This is a genomic window from Ruegeria sp. BG10 (genome assembly GCF_056538575.1).
Genome location: NZ_JBQFTI010000001.1, coordinates 1,423,230 through 1,438,947 on the forward strand (window position 1 = coordinate 1,423,230; position 15,718 = coordinate 1,438,947).

The 15,718-nt window shown below is 60.8% G+C and carries 16 protein-coding genes; 15 read left to right on the top strand and 1 reads right to left on the bottom strand.

Annotation, left to right across the window (positions count from 1 at the left end; genetic code table 11):
• Positions 1-41: 41 nt before the first annotated feature.
• From ACR0D8_RS06995 to ACR0D8_RS07020, 6 genes are all read left to right on the top strand, one after another.
• Positions 42-1,172 carry a bifunctional 2-C-methyl-D-erythritol 4-phosphate cytidylyltransferase/2-C-methyl-D-erythritol 2,4-cyclodiphosphate synthase gene (locus ACR0D8_RS06995; RefSeq protein WP_480645443.1) on the top strand — a complete coding sequence of 377 codons (1,131 nt, stop codon included), beginning with the start codon at positions 42-44 and terminating at the stop codon, positions 1,170-1,172.
• The gene (locus ACR0D8_RS07000; protein ID WP_480645444.1) at positions 1,169-1,666 is read left to right on the top strand and encodes a phosphatidylglycerophosphatase A family protein; all 498 of its coding nucleotides are present in this window, start codon (positions 1,169-1,171) and stop codon (positions 1,664-1,666) included. Before ACR0D8_RS06995 ends, ACR0D8_RS07000 begins: the two co-directional genes overlap by 4 nt.
• Positions 1,663-2,145, top strand: coding sequence for a CinA family protein (locus ACR0D8_RS07005; protein WP_480645446.1), 483 nt, complete (start codon positions 1,663-1,665; stop codon positions 2,143-2,145). The genes ACR0D8_RS07000 and ACR0D8_RS07005 overlap by 4 nt, the downstream gene beginning before the upstream one ends.
• A 151-nt stretch (positions 2,146-2,296) precedes the next feature.
• The gene (locus tag ACR0D8_RS07010; RefSeq protein ID WP_480645447.1) at positions 2,297-3,478 is read left to right on the top strand and encodes an ammonium transporter; all 1,182 of its coding nucleotides are present in this window, start codon (positions 2,297-2,299) and stop codon (positions 3,476-3,478) included.
• A 144-nt stretch (positions 3,479-3,622) separates the two neighbouring features.
• Positions 3,623-4,303, top strand: coding sequence for an orotate phosphoribosyltransferase (locus ACR0D8_RS07015; RefSeq protein WP_480645448.1), 681 nt, complete (start codon positions 3,623-3,625; stop codon positions 4,301-4,303).
• Between the two features lie 225 nt (positions 4,304-4,528).
• On the top strand, positions 4,529-6,019 hold the full coding sequence (locus ACR0D8_RS07020) for a replicative DNA helicase (protein ID WP_480645449.1): 1,491 nt from the start codon (positions 4,529-4,531) through the stop codon (positions 6,017-6,019).
• A 3-nt stretch (positions 6,020-6,022) separates the two neighbouring features.
• On the opposite strand, the gene ACR0D8_RS07025 is transcribed toward ACR0D8_RS07020, so the two are convergent.
• Positions 6,023-6,562 (bottom strand): GNAT family N-acetyltransferase, encoded by a 540-nt coding sequence (locus ACR0D8_RS07025; protein WP_480645450.1) that lies wholly within the window; start codon positions 6,560-6,562, stop codon positions 6,023-6,025.
• 228 nt (positions 6,563-6,790) lie between these two features.
• Here ACR0D8_RS07025 and alr point away from each other — a divergent pair, with 228 nt between their 5' ends.
• The 9 genes from alr (at position 6,791) to purF (ending at position 15,567) form a co-directional block, all read left to right on the top strand.
• Positions 6,791-7,825 carry an alanine racemase gene (gene alr / locus ACR0D8_RS07030; protein WP_480645451.1) on the top strand — a complete coding sequence of 345 codons (1,035 nt, stop codon included), beginning with the start codon at positions 6,791-6,793 and terminating at the stop codon, positions 7,823-7,825.
• Positions 7,822-8,604 (top strand): MlaE family ABC transporter permease, encoded by a 783-nt coding sequence (locus ACR0D8_RS07035; protein ID WP_480645452.1) that lies wholly within the window; start codon positions 7,822-7,824, stop codon positions 8,602-8,604. The genes alr and ACR0D8_RS07035 overlap by 4 nt, the downstream gene beginning before the upstream one ends.
• Positions 8,601-9,347: an ABC transporter ATP-binding protein gene (locus tag ACR0D8_RS07040; RefSeq protein ID WP_480645454.1), complete on the top strand. Its 747-nt coding sequence runs from the start codon at positions 8,601-8,603 to the stop codon at positions 9,345-9,347. The genes ACR0D8_RS07035 and ACR0D8_RS07040 overlap by 4 nt, the downstream gene beginning before the upstream one ends.
• A 38-nt stretch (positions 9,348-9,385) precedes the next feature.
• Positions 9,386-9,895, top strand: a complete 510-nt coding sequence (locus ACR0D8_RS07045) for a hypothetical protein (protein ID WP_480645456.1) — start codon at positions 9,386-9,388, stop codon at positions 9,893-9,895.
• A 4-nt stretch (positions 9,896-9,899) separates the two neighbouring features.
• Positions 9,900-10,352, top strand: a complete 453-nt coding sequence (locus ACR0D8_RS07050; protein ID WP_480645457.1) for a paraquat-inducible protein A — start codon at positions 9,900-9,902, stop codon at positions 10,350-10,352.
• Between the two features lie 147 nt (positions 10,353-10,499).
• Complete coding sequence (locus ACR0D8_RS07055) at positions 10,500-11,282, top strand: DNA repair protein (RefSeq protein ID WP_480645459.1); 783 nt, start codon at positions 10,500-10,502, stop codon at positions 11,280-11,282.
• A 120-nt stretch (positions 11,283-11,402) separates the two neighbouring features.
• The gene (gene radA, locus ACR0D8_RS07060; RefSeq protein ID WP_480645461.1) at positions 11,403-12,764 is read left to right on the top strand and encodes a DNA repair protein RadA; all 1,362 of its coding nucleotides are present in this window, start codon (positions 11,403-11,405) and stop codon (positions 12,762-12,764) included.
• A gap of 41 nt (positions 12,765-12,805) precedes the next feature.
• Positions 12,806-13,405: a CvpA family protein gene (locus ACR0D8_RS07065; protein WP_480645463.1), complete on the top strand. Its 600-nt coding sequence runs from the start codon at positions 12,806-12,808 to the stop codon at positions 13,403-13,405.
• A gap of 638 nt (positions 13,406-14,043) precedes the next feature.
• A complete protein-coding gene (gene purF, locus ACR0D8_RS07070) occupies positions 14,044-15,567 on the top strand; it encodes an amidophosphoribosyltransferase (protein WP_475161189.1) in 1,524 nt (507 codons plus the stop codon).
• Positions 15,568-15,718 lie beyond the last annotated feature (151 nt).

Genomic DNA, 15,718 nt, shown 5'->3' on the forward strand with positions numbered 1-15,718 from the left:
GCACCCTAAACAAAGCGTCAAACCACCGGAGAATTCACCCCATGACCACCGCCGCCATCATCGTTGCCGCAGGACGCGGATTGCGCGCAGGAGGGGGTATTCCAAAGCAATGGCGCCCGCTAGCCGGACGTCGCGTCGCCGACTGGACCATTGACCGGTTCCAAGGACAGGTCGACCATACCGTGCTTGTGCTGTCGCCGGATGACATAGATGCGTGGGACGAGTTCAGCGACAGCGGATTGCTGCTGGCCCGGGGCGGCAGCGACCGCGCCGGATCGGTGCGCAACGGGCTTGAGGCGCTGGTAGGTCGGCAGGTGCAGCGGGTTCTCATCCATGACGTGGCCCGGCCCTGCGTCCGCCGTCAGACCATTCAGGACGTCTTGACCGCGCTGGACACCCACCCCGGCGCCGCACCGGGTCTGGCGGTGACCGATGCGCTCTGGACCGGGGACGGGGCGGTCGTGACCGGCACCCAGGACCGCGACGGGTTGTTCGCGGCCCAAACCCCGCAGGGATTTCACTACGACGCCATCGTCGCGGCGCATGCGGCGCATCCCGGCGGTGCGGCGGATGATGTCGAAGTTGCCCGCGCCGCGGGGCTGGATGTAGCCATCGTACCGGGCGATCCGGACAATCTGAAAATCACACGGCCCGAGGATTTTGCCCGGGCGGAACGCATATTGGGAATGGACATGGATGTAAGGCTGGGCAACGGATACGACGTGCATCGGTTTGGCGACGGGGATTATGTGATCCTCTGCGGTGTCAGGGTGCCCCATGGCCGAGGGTTGCAGGGCCATTCGGACGCGGATGTCGGGATGCATGCCGTCACTGACGCGATCTACGGCGCGTTGGCGCGGGGTGATATCGGGCAGCACTTCCCGCCCTCGGACCCGCAATGGAAGGGCGCGGCCAGCGAGATATTCCTGCGCCACGCGGTCGAACTGGCCGGGCAGATGGGGTACCGGATTTCCAATGTCGATTGCACGCTGGTCTGCGAATACCCAAAGATCGGCCCGCACGCCGGGGTCATGCGCGAAGAAATGGCGCGGATCATGGGCTTGCAGGCCGATCAGGTCTCGGTCAAGGCAACCACGTCCGAGCGGCTAGGCTTTACCGGACGCGCCGAGGGCATTGCCTCACTGGCGACCGCTTGCCTGGTGAAATCATGAACGCGGCGCGGCTGATTGGAACCGTCTGCGGTGTCGGCTATCTGCGCCCCGCGCCGGGCACATGGGGTTCACTGGCCGCCCTGCCCCTGGCCTGGCTGCTGCATGTTCTTGGCGGTTTTCCGTTGCTGGTGATCGCCACTGTCGCGGTCTTTTTCGGCGGGCTCTGGGCCACCCGCGTCATGACCGCGGGCATGGATGATCACGACCCTTCCGAAATCGTGATTGATGAGGTCGCGGGGCAGTTCATCGCCTTGTGGGCAATCTCTTACCCCTCCTGGGCACACGGGATCGAGATCACAGCGCTCTGGCCCGGCTGGGTGGCGGGTTTCCTGCTGTTCCGCCTGTTCGACATCACCAAACCCGGGCCGGTCGGCTGGGCCGACCGCCGTGGTGACCCGCTGGGCGTGATGCTGGACGATGTAATTGCGGGCGTATTTGCCGGGATCGGCGTGCTGATCCTTGCGGGCCTCTCGCACGGGGCGCTGGGCCTGTGACTGTGGCTGGCCTGCTGGACCGCGCCAAGGCGCAGGGGGTGATGATCGCCACCGCCGAAAGCTGCACAGGCGGTTTGGTTGCGGCTGCGCTGACGGATATTCCGGGCAGCTCCGTCGTGGTTGAGCGCGGTTTTGTCACCTATACCAATATCGCCAAGCAGCAGATGCTGGGCGTGCGCGCCGAAACGCTGAATGCGCATGGCGCCGTGTCGGAACAGGTGGCCCGTGAGATGGCGGACGGCGCGCTGCGGAACTCCGGGGCGCAGCTTGCGGTGTCCGTTACCGGGATCGCGGGCCCTGGCGGGTCCGAGTTCAAACCCGAGGGGCGCGTCTGTTTCGGACTGGCCGTCGATGGCCAGCCGACCGTGACGGAAACCGTCGAGTTCGGCGCACAGGGCCGCGACAACGTGCGCCGCGCAGCGCGGGACCATGCGCTGGCGTTGCTGTCGCAGGGACTTTTCACTCTTGCACAAAATTAAGGCGCGTTGCGCTTTTTGACGCTCAATTCGTCACCGGTTGGCAAAAAGCCCTTAAAACAGGCGGCTAAATTGCGTCCTGCCTCTTTTTTCCCCGCCCTCCCTCCGCTTCAACGCCCCTCGCAAGTTGAGGACGCTGAGAGGAGACCGGCCGATGAATGGAGCCGACACCGCCTGGATCATAGTGGCAACCGCCCTGGTCCTGTTCATGACATTACCCGGCCTGGCGCTGTTTTACGGTGGCCTCGTGCGCGCCCGCAACGTGCTGAGCGTATTCATGCATTGCTTTAGCATCGCATGCCTGATGAGCATCCTGTGGCTGGTCGCAGGCTATTCGATCGCCTTCGGCGACGCCGGTTCGGGCCTGTGGGGCGGTCTGGGCAAAGCCTTTCTGACCGGTGTCGACGCCGACAGCCTGTCGGGCACCCTGCCCGAGATCCTGTTTTTTGCCTTCCAGATGACCTTTGCCATCATCACCCCGGCCCTGATCGTCGGCGCTTATGTCGAGCGTGTGGGCTATGGCTTTGTCCTGACATTTTCGGCCCTGTGGATGCTGCTGTGTTATGCGCCGGTGGTGCACTGGATCTGGGGCGGCGGCATTTTGACCGACGGCGGTATTCTGGGTGAGGTCGGTGTACGCGATTTCGCCGGCGGCATCGTAGTGCATGAAACCGCGGGTCTGGCCGCGCTGATCATAGCGGTTGTGCTTGGGCCGCGCCGCAACCGCACGACACCGCCGCACAACCCCGGTTATGTCATGGTTGGCGCTGCGATGCTGTGGGTCGGCTGGTTCGGCTTCAACGGCGGTTCGCAGCTTGCAGCCGATGGCGGCGCTGCGATGGCGATGACCGTCACCCATATCTCGGCAGCGACTGCTTCGCTGACATGGGCGCTGTATGAGCGGATCAAGTATGGCAAGGCTTCGATGGTGGGTCTGGTCACAGGCACCATTGCCGGCCTGGCCTCAATCACCCCGGCTTCGGGCTATGTCGACCCGGTTCAGGCGCTGATCATCGGTGCCGTGGCAGGTGTCCTGTGTCAGGAGGCGGTGAACGTGATCCGCAACGTACTGCATATCGACGATACGCTGGACGTCTTTGCGGTACACGGCGTGGGCGGTATCTTTGGCACACTCATGATCGCTGTCTTTGGCCTCGGCGCCTGGACCGCGCAGCTGGGCGGGCTTGTGATCGTGGGTGTCTTTACGTCAGTTGTCACATTTGTGTTGATCAAGGTGGTTGCGCTGATCACTGCGCTTCGCGTAGACGCAGAGACCGAAACAAACGGGCTCGATCTGTCGGTACACGGTGAACGCGCCTATGACATGAGCAGCTAAGCCCACCTTGGCTGCCACTCGCCCGCAAGGGCAAAAGCGGACCTCTTGAGGGTCCGCTTTTCTTTTGCGCCCCGGCCCCCTCGACTCTGGCCCGGCGGACAGGCTATCAGCCCGCAGAGTCACATAGTTTGCCGAGGTCCCGCCATGATCCCCAGTTCATTTCCCGACAGCACCGAAATCGCCCGCCTGACTGCGCGGATGCTGCTGGAGATCAAGGCCGTCCATTTCAATTCGCGCGAGCCCTTCACGCTGGCGAGCGGCTTGCCCAGCCCGACCTATATCGACTGTCGCAAGCTGATCTCGTACCCGCGCATCCGCTCGACCCTGATGGATTTCCTGACGGTGACCGTGATGCGCGACGCCGGGTTCGAAGCCTTCGACAATATCGCGGGTGGCGAAACGGCCGGCATCCCCTTTGCCGCCATGGTCGCCGAACGCATGGCCCTGCCGATGACCTATGTGCGCAAGAAACCCAAGGGCTATGGCCGCAATGCCCGCATCGAAGGTGCCATGGGCGAAGGCGAGCGCGTTCTGCTGGTCGAGGACCTGACCACCGATGGCGGATCGAAACTGTCCTTTGTGGACGCGATCCGCGACACCGGCGCGACCTGCGGGCACACGGCTGTTATCTTCTACTATAGTATTTTCCCCGATACCGAGAAAACGCTGGGCGACCACGGCGTGCGGTTGCATCACCTTTGCACATGGTGGGATGTTCTGGCCGAGGCCAAGGCGCAGAAAGCCTTTGATCCGGAAACACTTGACGCGGTCGAGGCCTTCCTGAACGACCCGCGCGGATGGCAGGAAGCCAATAAACCCACGTAAACCTCTTGTGGATGGACTGGGGATAAGCATCGAAGAATCGGCCTGCGCGCAACGATATCTGGTGACTTTCGCCACAATTCCTACATAATAAGCTACGCATACACGGGTATCCAAACCGCTGGGAAAGTTATCCCAAGGCCTTACCCCAAGTTAGCCACAGCTATTTCCAGATAGATTGTGGTGGTGTTTCGCGTGTAGAACCTCCGAACGGGCAGCGGGGACAAAATGAACGAGATAAGCAGTATCGAGCAGGCGGCGGCGCAGATTCAGAACGCCGAAACCATGCCGCATTCGATTGAGGCCGAGCAGCAGCTTCTGGGCGCGATCCTGACCAATAACGACCTTTATGACCGGGTCGCCTCGATCATCGGGGCCGAGCATTTCTACGACCCGGTCCACGCCCGGATTTACGAGGTGGCGGCCGCACGCATCGCCAAGAATGCGCTGGCCTCCCCCGTGACGCTGAAATCTTTCATGGCCGAGGACGAGGGGCTGAAGGAACTGGGCGGCCCCGCTTATCTGGTCAAGCTGGCGGGGGCGTCGATCAGCGCCTTCGCCGTGCATGACTATGCCCAGATGATCTATGACCTCGCCATCCGGCGCGAGTTGATCCGGCTGGGCCGGGACATCTCGGACAAGGCGGCGCGGGTCGAGGTCAGCAGCGAGCCGAAAGAACAGATCGTCGAGGCCGAGCAACAACTTTATCAGCTTTCCGAGCAGGGCCAGACCGAACAGGGTTTCCAATCCTTCCTCAAGGCGGTCACAGAAGCCGTCAATGTCACCAACGAGGCGTATCAACGCGGTGGCGGCATGGCGGGAATTTCCACCGGTCTGGCCGACTTGGACAAACAGCTTGGCGGGCTGCACCCGTCCGACCTGATCATTCTGGCCGGTCGTCCGTCGATGGGGAAAACCTCATTGGCGACCAACGTGGCGTTCAACGTGGCCAAGGCTTACAAGCGTGGCACCAAGCCGGACGGGTCTGAGGGCGCGATTGATGGCGGTGTCGTGGGTTTCTTCTCACTGGAAATGAGCGCCGAGCAGTTGGCTGGACGTGTTCTGGCCGAAGCTTCTGAAATTTCGTCGCACAAGATCCGTCAGGGTGACATGACCGAGGCGGAGTTCCGCCGTTTCGTGGACGCGGCGAAAGAACTGGAAGCCTGCCCCCTGTTCATCGACGACACACCGGCCCTGCCGATTTCGCAGCTTGCTGCGCGTGCGCGGCGGTTGAAACGGACCCACGGGCTTGACCTGCTGGTGATTGACTATCTCCAGCTCTGCCGGGGTATGGCCGATAACCGCGTCAACGAGATCGCCGAGATTTCGATGGGCATGAAGGCCATCGCCAAAGAGTTGAACATCCCGGTCATTGCCCTGTCGCAGCTCAGCCGTCAGGTTGAAAGCCGCGACGACAAGCGCCCGCAGCTGTCTGACCTGCGCGAATCCGGCTCGATCGAACAGGACGCCGATGTGGTGATGTTCGTGTTCCGCGAGGAATACTACAAGGAACGCGAAAAGCCCGGTGATCACGAGCTGGAAAAGATGGAAGAGTGGAAGCAGGCCATGGACCGCCTGCACGGCAAGGCCGAAGTCATCGTCGGCAAGCAGCGCCACGGTCCCATCGGTACGGTCGAGCTGTCCTTCGAGGCACAGTTCACCCGGTTCGGCAACCTGGTCAAACCCTGGCAGCAGGACGGTCAGATCGAGGGCTACTGACCCCTACCAAAGCTCGGGCCTGTTGAACGCGCTGACGCAGCGGGACGGACCCGCAATGGGCGTCATCTTATCACCTGCAAGCGACTGCCCAAGCCAACCATGAGGCATGCTCAGCGGCATCGGCGCCCTGGCGGTATCTTCGCTGACGGGTTGAAACCCGGCTTTGCCGTAATAGGACGGATCGCCATAAGTGACAGCGATATCAACGCTGTGGCGGCGCAGTTCATCCAGCCCGAAACCGATCAGCCTCTGGCCAATTCCCGATTTCTGCCGATCGGTGCGCACAGCCACCGGTGACATCAGAAACACCTGTTGCGGGTCCTGATCATAACGCAGCCGCGAGAACAGAATGCAACCAAGCAATGCGTCCTGATCAAGCGCAACGACCCCCAACAGATCGCTCTCGGGGGTGGTTGCCAGCAAATCCGTGACCAGCGCACCAATCGCGTTGCCTTCTTCTTCGCCTTCCGAAGCCGCAAAAACGTCTTTGAAAAATCCGGGCAGCGTCGGCGTCTGGTCCTTAAATCTGGCCGTCAGTTTCATCAGCACATTCCTTTTCTTCCCTCTGCAGGCCATCAACGATCACCACCTGACGCCCATAGTTGATCACAGGCCGGACACAATGACGACAACCTGCTTACACGGCCAACAACGCTTTTTTTGCCAATGCCTTGTGATCCCGGCCAGAAGCTGCCCATGATCCGCCCGAACTTAACCAGATTCGCCGCATTCCCCCTTGACCTGCCGCAATCCAATGTCATGAACAGCACCATGAGTACTGCACGTTTAACGATCAACCTACAGGCGCTGGCCAGCAACTGGCGGGCGCTCGGCGCCAAAACAAATGTCGAGACCGGCGCCGTGGTCAAAGCGGATGCCTATGGCCTTGGGGCCGGGCCCGTTTCCGCGACTCTGGCCGAGGAAGGCGTTCGCAAATTCTTTGTCGCCGCGGCCGAAGAAGGCGTTGCCGTGCGCAAGGCGATTGGTCCGGGCCCGATGATCGGCGTGTTCTCAGGGCACATGGAAGGCGACACCGACCTGCTGCGCGATCACGATCTGACACCGCTGATCAATTCGCCGGAACAGTTCGTCCGGCATCAGCAGGCGCTGCCCGACCAGCCATTTGGCATCCAACTGGACAGCGGCATGAACCGTCTGGGGCTGGAGCCGGCGGATTGGGCCGAACTGCGCCCGGCGGCCGAAGCCCTGAACCCCGTTGTCGTCATGTCCCATCTGGCCTGCTCGGACGAACCCGACCACAGGATGAACCGCCAACAGTTGCAGACGTTCCGCGAGATGACGGACGGCGTTGCGGCCCCCCGGTCCCTCGCCGCGACCGGAGGGATCCTGCTGGGCCCCGAATTCCACTTTGAATTCTGCCGCCCCGGTGTGGGCATCTATGGCGGTATGCCCTTTGCCGGCGCAAAACCTGTTGTGACTGTCGATCTGCCGGTCATTCAGGTGCGCCCGGTCGCGGTTGGGGAAACCGTGGGCTATGGCAACAGCTGGGCGGCGCGGCGCCCTTCGCGCATTGCAACCGTCGCTGCCGGGTATGCCGATGGCTTGCACCGCGCCATCGGTGGCGGCATCGACGCCTTTGCCGGCGATCAGCCCTGTCCGGTCGTTGGCCGCATTTCGATGGACCTGATCACAGTCGATGTGACCGACCTGCCGAAAGACCCTGAACGCCTGCGCATCCTGAACGGCCATCAGACCGTCGACGATCTGGCCGAGGCCGCGGGCACCATCGGGTATGAAATCCTCACGTCGCTTGGCGCGCGCTATTCCCGGGGTTACGTGGAATGAACCCGCTTGCTCTGCTGGGCGGGCTGGGCCGTGCTGTCCTGACCCTGCTTGCCACTTTTGGTAAAGTCGCGCTGTTCTCGCTGGATGCGGTTTCGCATATCTTCCGCCCGCCCTATTACCCGCGTGAGTTTGCCGTGGCGCTGATGAATATCGGCTGGCTGTCGCTGCCCGTGGTTGGCCTGACGGCCATTTTCACCGGCGGCGCGCTGGCTCTGCAAATCTATGCAGGCGGCGCTCGTTTCAATGCCGAGGCCGTGGTGCCGCAGATCGTCGCCATCGGCATGGTGCGCGAATTGGGTCCCGTTCTGGTCGGCCTGATGATCGCCGCGCGCGTGACCTCGTCCATCGCGGCCGAGATTGCCACGATGAAAGTGACCGAGCAGATCGACGCGCTGGTCACCCTGTCCACCCATCCGATGAAATACCTGACCGCGCCGCGTGTTCTGGCCGCGCTGATCACTGTGCCGTTGCTGGTTGGGATCGGAGATATCATCGGAATCGCGGGCGGCTATGTGGTCGCGACCCAGAACCTGGGCTTCAACGCGGCGACCTACCTGCTGAATACGGTCAATTTCCTGGAAGCGCGCGACATTGTTTCCTCGCTGGTCAAAGGCGCGGCTTTCGGGCTGATCGCGGCCCTGATGGGTTGTTACTACGGCATGAACTCGGGCCGTGGTGCGCAGGGCGTGGGCCGGGCCACCAAATCCTCGGTCGAATCCGCCGCCATCATGATTCTGGCGGCCAACTTCATTCTGACAGGGGTGTTCTTCTCGATATGATCCGGCTGGAGAACGTACATAAGACCTTCGGGGACAATCATGTCCTGCAGGGTATGAACCTGGAGATCCCCAAGGGCACCTCGATGGTCATCATCGGCGGTTCGGGCACCGGAAAATCCGTTGCGCTGAAATGTATTCTCGGGCTGATCAAGCCCGACAGCGGCATGGTCTATGTCGACGGCAAGGACGCAACCAAAGGCGACCGCGACAAGTTTCTGGCCCGGTTCGGAATGCTGTTTCAGGGCGCGGCGCTGTTTGACTCGCTGCCCGTCTGGCAAAACGTATCCTTTCGCCTGCTGCGCGGCCCGCTGAAGCGCCCGCCGGAATACGCCCGCGAAATCGCAATCGAGAAACTGCGCCGCGTCGGTCTGAAATCGGATGTGGCCGACCGCTTTCCCTCGGAACTGTCCGGCGGGATGCAGAAACGCGTGGGCCTCGCCCGCGCCATCGCCGCCGAACCCGAGATCATTTTCTTCGACGAGCCCACCACGGGGTTGGACCCGATCATGTCCGGCGTCATCAACGACCTGATCCGCGAAATCGTGACCGAGATGGGCGCCACCGCCATGACTATCACCCACGACATGAGTTCCGTCCGCGCCATTGCCGACAACGTCGCCATGCTGCATGGCGGGGTGATCCAGTGGACCGGCCCGGTGAGCCAGATGGACGCCTCGGGCGATCCCTATGTGGAGCAATTCATCAGCGGGAGCGCCGAGGGACCGATTGAGGCCGTGCGGTGACAAAGTTCTTAGATGAACGGGAGTCAATGAGCCCCCACTTGTTCGCTCAAATCTCTGAGAAATACTTACAAGCAGCGAAGATTATTTGGGAAGCTGAGTTCGCTAATCGGCATCGCTTCTATTGGGACAAACTACTAATTCTGCGCCCCCTTTCGCAATTGGTGGGCGTTTCTCTCGAAACTAGCCTCAAGGGGCTAATAGCGTGTCGCGGCATCGATAACAGCAAGTCACACAGTATATCTAAGCTCTTTGAAATCCTTGACGACCCTAACCTTGAGGCCGAGATTTCAGCTCTTCTTCAAAACGTCGAACTGCCGGAAGAGCTAGTTGAGGTAAACGAGCACCTAGAAGCGGATGAACTTGCCAAATTGTACCGGACACTGGGAATACACGTAGATCTGCTTGATCGGGTGTACGACCGCCCATACGTTTCTCGGTATCCATACCTCGGAAGCCATGCCGCACCCGACATTGAGGCACTTATGATCGTTATCCAAGCCATTCAGCTCAGGTTGCGTGAAGAAAAACTAACGTGGCATCGCGACTAGTGCGATGACCCTCCGCCTCATCACCCTCTCTCTCCTGATCCTCTACCCTATCGCGTGGTTCGCCCCGCTGATGCGCGCCGGTCTCCTCCCGATCTTCGGCCTCAGCGAAATCAGCGTTATCACCGGTCTGCAATCGCTGTGGAAATCGGACGTCTTTCTGGCGCTGATCGTCACCGTTTTCGCCCTGTTTGCACCCTACATCAAAACCATCGGAACCGCCCTGATCCAATGGGACCTGCTGGATGCACGTGTCCAGCCCGCGCTCAACTTTCTCGGGAAACTGGCCATGGCCGACATCTTCCTGATCGCGCTCTACATCACGCTGGCCAAGGGCATTTCCTACGCGACTATCGAGACTGCTTGGGGTCTTTACCTGTTCACCGCCTGCATTCTGGCCTCGATCGCACTGGGCCACATTACCGAAATGACATCCAGTTCACGAAATCCTCAGAGCTAATTGATTGAAAACGATCATCTGAGTATCATCTTTATATTTAGAGCAGTAAAATTTGTGTTTGCGGGTCCGTGGCGGACCAATCTGTGTATTTTGGATGACATCCGCTTGGGCTCGGTGTTTACCGGTTTGAGAAGGAGATCGTCGATCATGACCGCCCTCCACAACATTACGTTGCAATTTCAGAATGTCTTTTTACGCCTGACCTTTTTCCTCATCTGCGCCGCGGCGCTGTTTACCGTTACTGCAACCCTTCTTTCCGCGTTTGGCGTGCTGCCCTGGCTTTCGATGCAGGCCGGGTTTGGCGGCGGGCCGGTTACGGATGCCGGGATGTTTGTCCAGATCGGCCTGACCGCGCTGATTCTGATGCTGGCCTTTTACCTGCCGGCCAATGCCCGGATGATGGCGCTGGAAAATGCCCATCGCAAATTCGCGCTGAACATGCAGGACATTTCGGCGGCTTATCAGATGGCGCACGCGGCGGATCGTGCCGACACGTTCATGTTGTCGTCCGAGTTTGATGCGGTAAAGGAACGCATCGCCTTTCTGCGCCACCACCCCGATTTGCAATCGCTGGAGCCCGAGATACTGGAACTGGCCGCACAGATGAGCCAGATCAGCCACGAACTGGCCGAAACCTATGGCGATGCCAAAGTGTCCCGCGCCCGCATGTTCCTGCAACAGCGTCAGGAAGAGATCGAACAGTTTCAGCGGCGGATCGAGGACGCCCAGACCATCCAGCACGAGCTGCGCCAATGGACCCGGGACATCGAGATCGAGGAATCCATCGCCAAGTCTCAGCTGACCCGTCTGCGCGATGAGTTGTTCGAGCTGTTGCCGGAATTGTCGGCGCAGTTGCAGGCGCCATCCGACGACCGCAAGTCCAAGGCGTCCAGCGTCATCGCGATGTCACCGCCCCGCGCTGCGGAATAGGCGCGTCAGCGCCCGCCGTGGACGATGGCCCGCCGGGCCTGAGGACGCGGCCCGCCCCGGCGGAGATGAAAGCCCTGTCAGGGCTTGAAGAACCGCCCGACCTCGGGCACCAAGGGCCGCATGGCAAAGACGACTTTTTCCTGCTCGGCCTGTGGCGCGTCGCATTCGCGCTGGACCGGGCGCTGTGACGGATGCGGTGAGTGGAACACGATCACCCAGGACGTCCCCCTTTCGGCGGGCCCCGCAAAGAAATCCCTCGGCGGCAAGCGCGGCCAGTCCATCGCACTCACGGACCTGTCCACCGAGGAAACACCCCCGCCCCGCACCCTCTGCGGGGTCGAGGAACTGGATCGTGTGCTGGGCGGCGGCCTTGTCCCCGCCTCGGCCCTGCTGGTGGGCGGCGACCCCGGCATCGGAAAATCCACTCTGTTGCTGCAGGCCGCAGCACGCTTTTCCCGCGCGGGTGTGAAAACCATCTATGTCTCGGGCGAAGAAGCCAGCGCACAAGTCCGCATGCGCGCGCGCCGTCTGGGGCTTGAGGACGCGCCGGTTCAGCTGGCGGCGGAGACCAACCTGCGCAATATTCTCACAACGCTTGAGGCCGAAAAGCCCGGTCTTGCGATCATCGACTCGATCCAGACCATGTGGGCCGACAATGTGGACAGCGCGCCGGGATCCGTCAGCCAGGTGCGTGCCGCCGCCCACGAACTGACCACCTTTGCCAAACGCCATGGCGTGTCGATCATAATGGTCGGCCACGTCACCAAGGAAGGTCAGATCGCCGGTCCCCGTGTGGTCGAGCATATGGTCGATACCGTTCTCTATTTCGAAGGCGAGCGCGGCCATCAGTTCCGCATCCTGCGCGCCGTCAAAAACCGCTTTGGCCCCGCAGATGAGATCGGCGTGTTCGAAATGACGGGCAAGGGGCTGGCACAGGTCACCAACCCTTCGGCGTTGTTCCTGTCGGAGCGCGGCACGCCCAGCCCCGGATCAGCGGTGTTTGCAGGCATTGAGGGCACCCGGCCCGTCTTGGTCGAGTTGCAGGCGCTGGTCGCCCCCTCGCCCCATTCGCAGCCGCGCCGCACCGTTGTCGGATGGGACAGCGGTCGACTGGCGATGATCCTCGCCGTGTTAGAAGCGCGCTGCGGCATCCCCTTCGCGGGGCTCGACGTCTACCTGAACGTCGCCGGCGGGCTGAAAGTGAGCGAACCCGCGGCCGATCTGGCCGTTGCCGCAGCGTTACTGAGCGCGCGTGAAGACACCGCCCTGCCCGCTGATACGGTCGTTTTCGGAGAAATCTCGTTATCCGGGGCACTTAGACCGGCGCCGCAGACCGAAAACAGGTTGAAAGAAGCGCAAAAACTTGGTTTCACATCGGCAATCGCTCCGGCAGGCGGCAAAACCGGCACTGTGGCAGGTCTGACACTCACCCGACCCTCTGATTTGGTCGGGTTTGTTGGCGAAACCTTCGGAGCAGGTTAAGGTAACGCCTTGAGAGGCAGAAAAAATTACGGGCGAGGGCCATGGAAGGTTTTACAATCATTGACGGGGTGGTCGCCCTGATCATCGTCGTGTCGGGCTTGCTGGCCTATTCTCGTGGCTTGCTGCGCGAGGTTCTGGCGATTGCAGGCTGGGTTGCGGCCGCCGTGCTGGCCTTTATCTTTGCGCCCCAGGCCGTGCCGCTGGTGAAAGAGATCCCGGTGGTCGGCGACTTTCTGCGCGACAGTTGCGAGCTTTCGGTCATCACCGGCTTTGCCGCCGTCTTTGCCATCGCGCTGATCGTGGTCAGCATCTTTACTCCGTTGTTCTCGTCGATCGTCCAGCGCTCGGCGCTTGGCGGGCTGGATCAGGCGCTGGGGTTCTTTTTCGGCATCGCGCGCGGCATCCTGTTGGTCGCCATCGCGTTTTTCGTCTATGACACCGTGATGACCGGCCAATCCTATACAATCGTTGACGAAAGCCGCTCTGCCAAGGTGTTCGAGCAGTTCAGCGACCGGATCGAAGAACAGAACCCGGAACAGGCCCTGGGCTGGGTAACCCGTCAGTACGAAGAACTGGTGGCAAGCTGTGGCGCAGGCTCTGAAGCGTCCGGTGAACAGACGGCCCCAACGACCACCGAGTAACAAGAAAGCCCGGTTCCGACCGGGCTTTTTTCAAGGCGCAAGTATCAGCAGGCGGGTTTCAGACGAACCCCTCGCCGCCGCACACAGTGCATCTGATGTTCTTGAGACCGAAACACCCGTCACAACGGCTGAGGACCGGTTTTCCGTGGATATCCCGGCTTTTGATCACCTCACCGGACCCGTTGCAGATCTGACAGGGCGCGCGACCCATCCCCCGGCAGCGGTGGCACCGGCGTTTCACGGGCTCTTCCTTCTTTACGGCTTGCTTGTGTGGCCTCATGGCTGACTTCCGATTAAATCGCGGGCGTCCGGAACACCTTTTGCTTTCTCTATGACAGCATAAGGCTTTGCCGATGTCACCTTTTCATGCGTTTCACAGCAAAATCCACCTGCGTCAAATCGCAGATGTGATCCTTTGATGACACAGCCATCGTTAGGCTTTATGTGAATGCCGAACTGACATGGAATCGGAGCTGCCGATCTTGCTGTATCTGTGTACTTTCGCGCCCGCCCCCGGTGATGCCGCGCGTAACAGCCACCGTCTGGATGGTTGAAGATGTATTCAGATGCAGACGTGCAGACATTCCGCACCGAAACCCTGATCAACGAAAAAACGTCATAGAAATTGGAGCCCGTGCATGTGTGGGATTTTGGGGATCGCAAGCAGGACACATGATGTCTTTGCGGAAATCTATGACGGGCTGCTGATGTTGCAGCACCGGGGTCAGGACGCCTCGGGCATCGTCACCTATAACGGCGAGTTCTTCCGCGAGAAGAAGGCGAACGGTCTGGTCAAGGACGTCTTTAACGTACAGGACGCCGAAACCCTTCTGGGCAAGGTCGGGATCGGCCATGTCCGCTATCCCACCGCCGGGTCGCTCAGCGCGGCTGAGGCACAGCCGTTTTTTGTGAATGCCCCTTATGGCATTTACCTGGTCCATAACGGCAATATCACCAACACGGCCGAGCAGCGCGAGAAGGTCACCGGTAAATACAGCCGTCACCTGCGCACCACGTCGGATTCCGAAATTCTGCTGAACGTGCTGGCCGACAAGGTTTCTGACGCCATCAAGGTCAACGGAACCGTTGATCCGATCCGGAACATCTTTGCCGGTGTGAAGATGACGATGGAGCGTGTTCAGGGCGCTTATTCCGTCATCTGCCTGATCGCCGGTGTGGGCATGCTGGCATTCCGCGACCCCTACGGCATTCGCCCGCTGTCGGTGGCGATGCGCGCGGCCACGGGCGACGGCGACGATTATGCCTTTGCCTCGGAAGACGTGGCCTTTGGCATCAACGGGTTCGAAAAGCTGCGCGATCTCGATCCCGGCGAGGCCATTCTGATCGACCTTGAAGGCAACATGCACACCTTCCAGGCCGTCGAGGGCAAGCTGACCCCCTGTATATTCGAATATGTCTACCTTGCCCGCCCGGATTCCATGCTGGACGGGGTTTCGGTTTATAAAACGCAGATGCGCATGGGCCAGACCCTGGCGCGGCAGATCGAATCCGCCGGTCTGGATATCGACCGGATCATCCCGGTGCCCGACAGCGCCCGCCCCGTTGCGCTTGAGGTGGCCAAGGCCACCGGAATTCCGTACCGCGAAGGTCTGGTCAAAAACCGCTATGTCGGGCGGACATTCATCATGCCCGGTCAGGAAGAACGGCAGAAATCCGTGCGCCGCAAGCTGAATGCGGTGCCGCTGGAGTTCAAGGGTCACAACGTCCTGCTGATCGACGATTCGATCGTACGCGGCAACACGATCAAGAAGATCGTCCAGATGTGCCGCGACGCCGGTGCCCGCAAGGTATTTGTCGCCAGCGCCTCGCCGCCGGTGAAGTTTCCCAATGTCTACGGGATCGACATGCCGACCAAGCATGAGCTGATCGCAAACGGTAAGGACATCGAAGAGATCCGTCAGGAACTGGGCGCGGATGCCCTGTTCTATCAGCATCTGGACGATCTGATCTGGGCGGCCAAGGAAGGCAATCCCGACATCGGAGCCTTTGATTGCTCGTGTTTTGACGGAGACTACATCACGGGCAGCGTCAGCGACGACTATCTGGACAGCCTGGAAAACAGCTCGCGCGTTAGCAAAAAGCGACAGGATATGCAGGTTCCCGGGGGATCGTGGAACGCGGCCAAACTGGCGTCTGGCTGATCCGCAATCCGAACGGTCCAAGAGCCGAATCAATACCCGCGCAAGGCCCGTTTTGCAGACGCGAAGCGGGCCTTGCGTTAGCCGGTTGTCGCATCCGCTCGGTAAGATTTCGCCCACAACCCAGCGGCGAAGAAAATGTAATCGCAAGGGG

Excerpts from the sequence above, each read along its gene's own strand:
- ACR0D8_RS06995 (WP_480645443.1), top strand. The coding sequence starts at position 42 with ATGACCACCGCCGCCATCATCGTTGCCGCAGGACGCGGATTGCGCGCA.
- ACR0D8_RS07000 (WP_480645444.1), top strand. The coding sequence starts at position 1,169 with ATGAACGCGGCGCGGCTGATTGGAACCGTCTGCGGTGTCGGCTATCTG.
- ACR0D8_RS07010 (WP_480645447.1), top strand. The coding sequence starts at position 2,297 with ATGAATGGAGCCGACACCGCCTGGATCATAGTGGCAACCGCCCTGGTC.
- ACR0D8_RS07015 (WP_480645448.1), top strand. The coding sequence starts at position 3,623 with ATGATCCCCAGTTCATTTCCCGACAGCACCGAAATCGCCCGCCTGACT.
- ACR0D8_RS07020 (WP_480645449.1), top strand. The coding sequence starts at position 4,529 with ATGAACGAGATAAGCAGTATCGAGCAGGCGGCGGCGCAGATTCAGAAC.
- ACR0D8_RS07025 (WP_480645450.1), bottom strand. The coding sequence starts at position 6,562 with ATGAAACTGACGGCCAGATTTAAGGACCAGACGCCGACGCTGCCCGGA.
- alr (WP_480645451.1), top strand. The coding sequence starts at position 6,791 with ATGAGTACTGCACGTTTAACGATCAACCTACAGGCGCTGGCCAGCAAC.
- ACR0D8_RS07035 (WP_480645452.1), top strand. The coding sequence starts at position 7,822 with ATGAACCCGCTTGCTCTGCTGGGCGGGCTGGGCCGTGCTGTCCTGACC.
- ACR0D8_RS07040 (WP_480645454.1), top strand. The coding sequence starts at position 8,601 with ATGATCCGGCTGGAGAACGTACATAAGACCTTCGGGGACAATCATGTC.
- ACR0D8_RS07050 (WP_480645457.1), top strand. The coding sequence starts at position 9,900 with ATGACCCTCCGCCTCATCACCCTCTCTCTCCTGATCCTCTACCCTATC.
- ACR0D8_RS07055 (WP_480645459.1), top strand. The coding sequence starts at position 10,500 with ATGACCGCCCTCCACAACATTACGTTGCAATTTCAGAATGTCTTTTTA.
- radA (WP_480645461.1), top strand. The coding sequence starts at position 11,403 with ATGGCAAAGACGACTTTTTCCTGCTCGGCCTGTGGCGCGTCGCATTCG.
- ACR0D8_RS07065 (WP_480645463.1), top strand. The coding sequence starts at position 12,806 with ATGGAAGGTTTTACAATCATTGACGGGGTGGTCGCCCTGATCATCGTC.
- purF (WP_475161189.1), top strand. The coding sequence starts at position 14,044 with ATGTGTGGGATTTTGGGGATCGCAAGCAGGACACATGATGTCTTTGCG.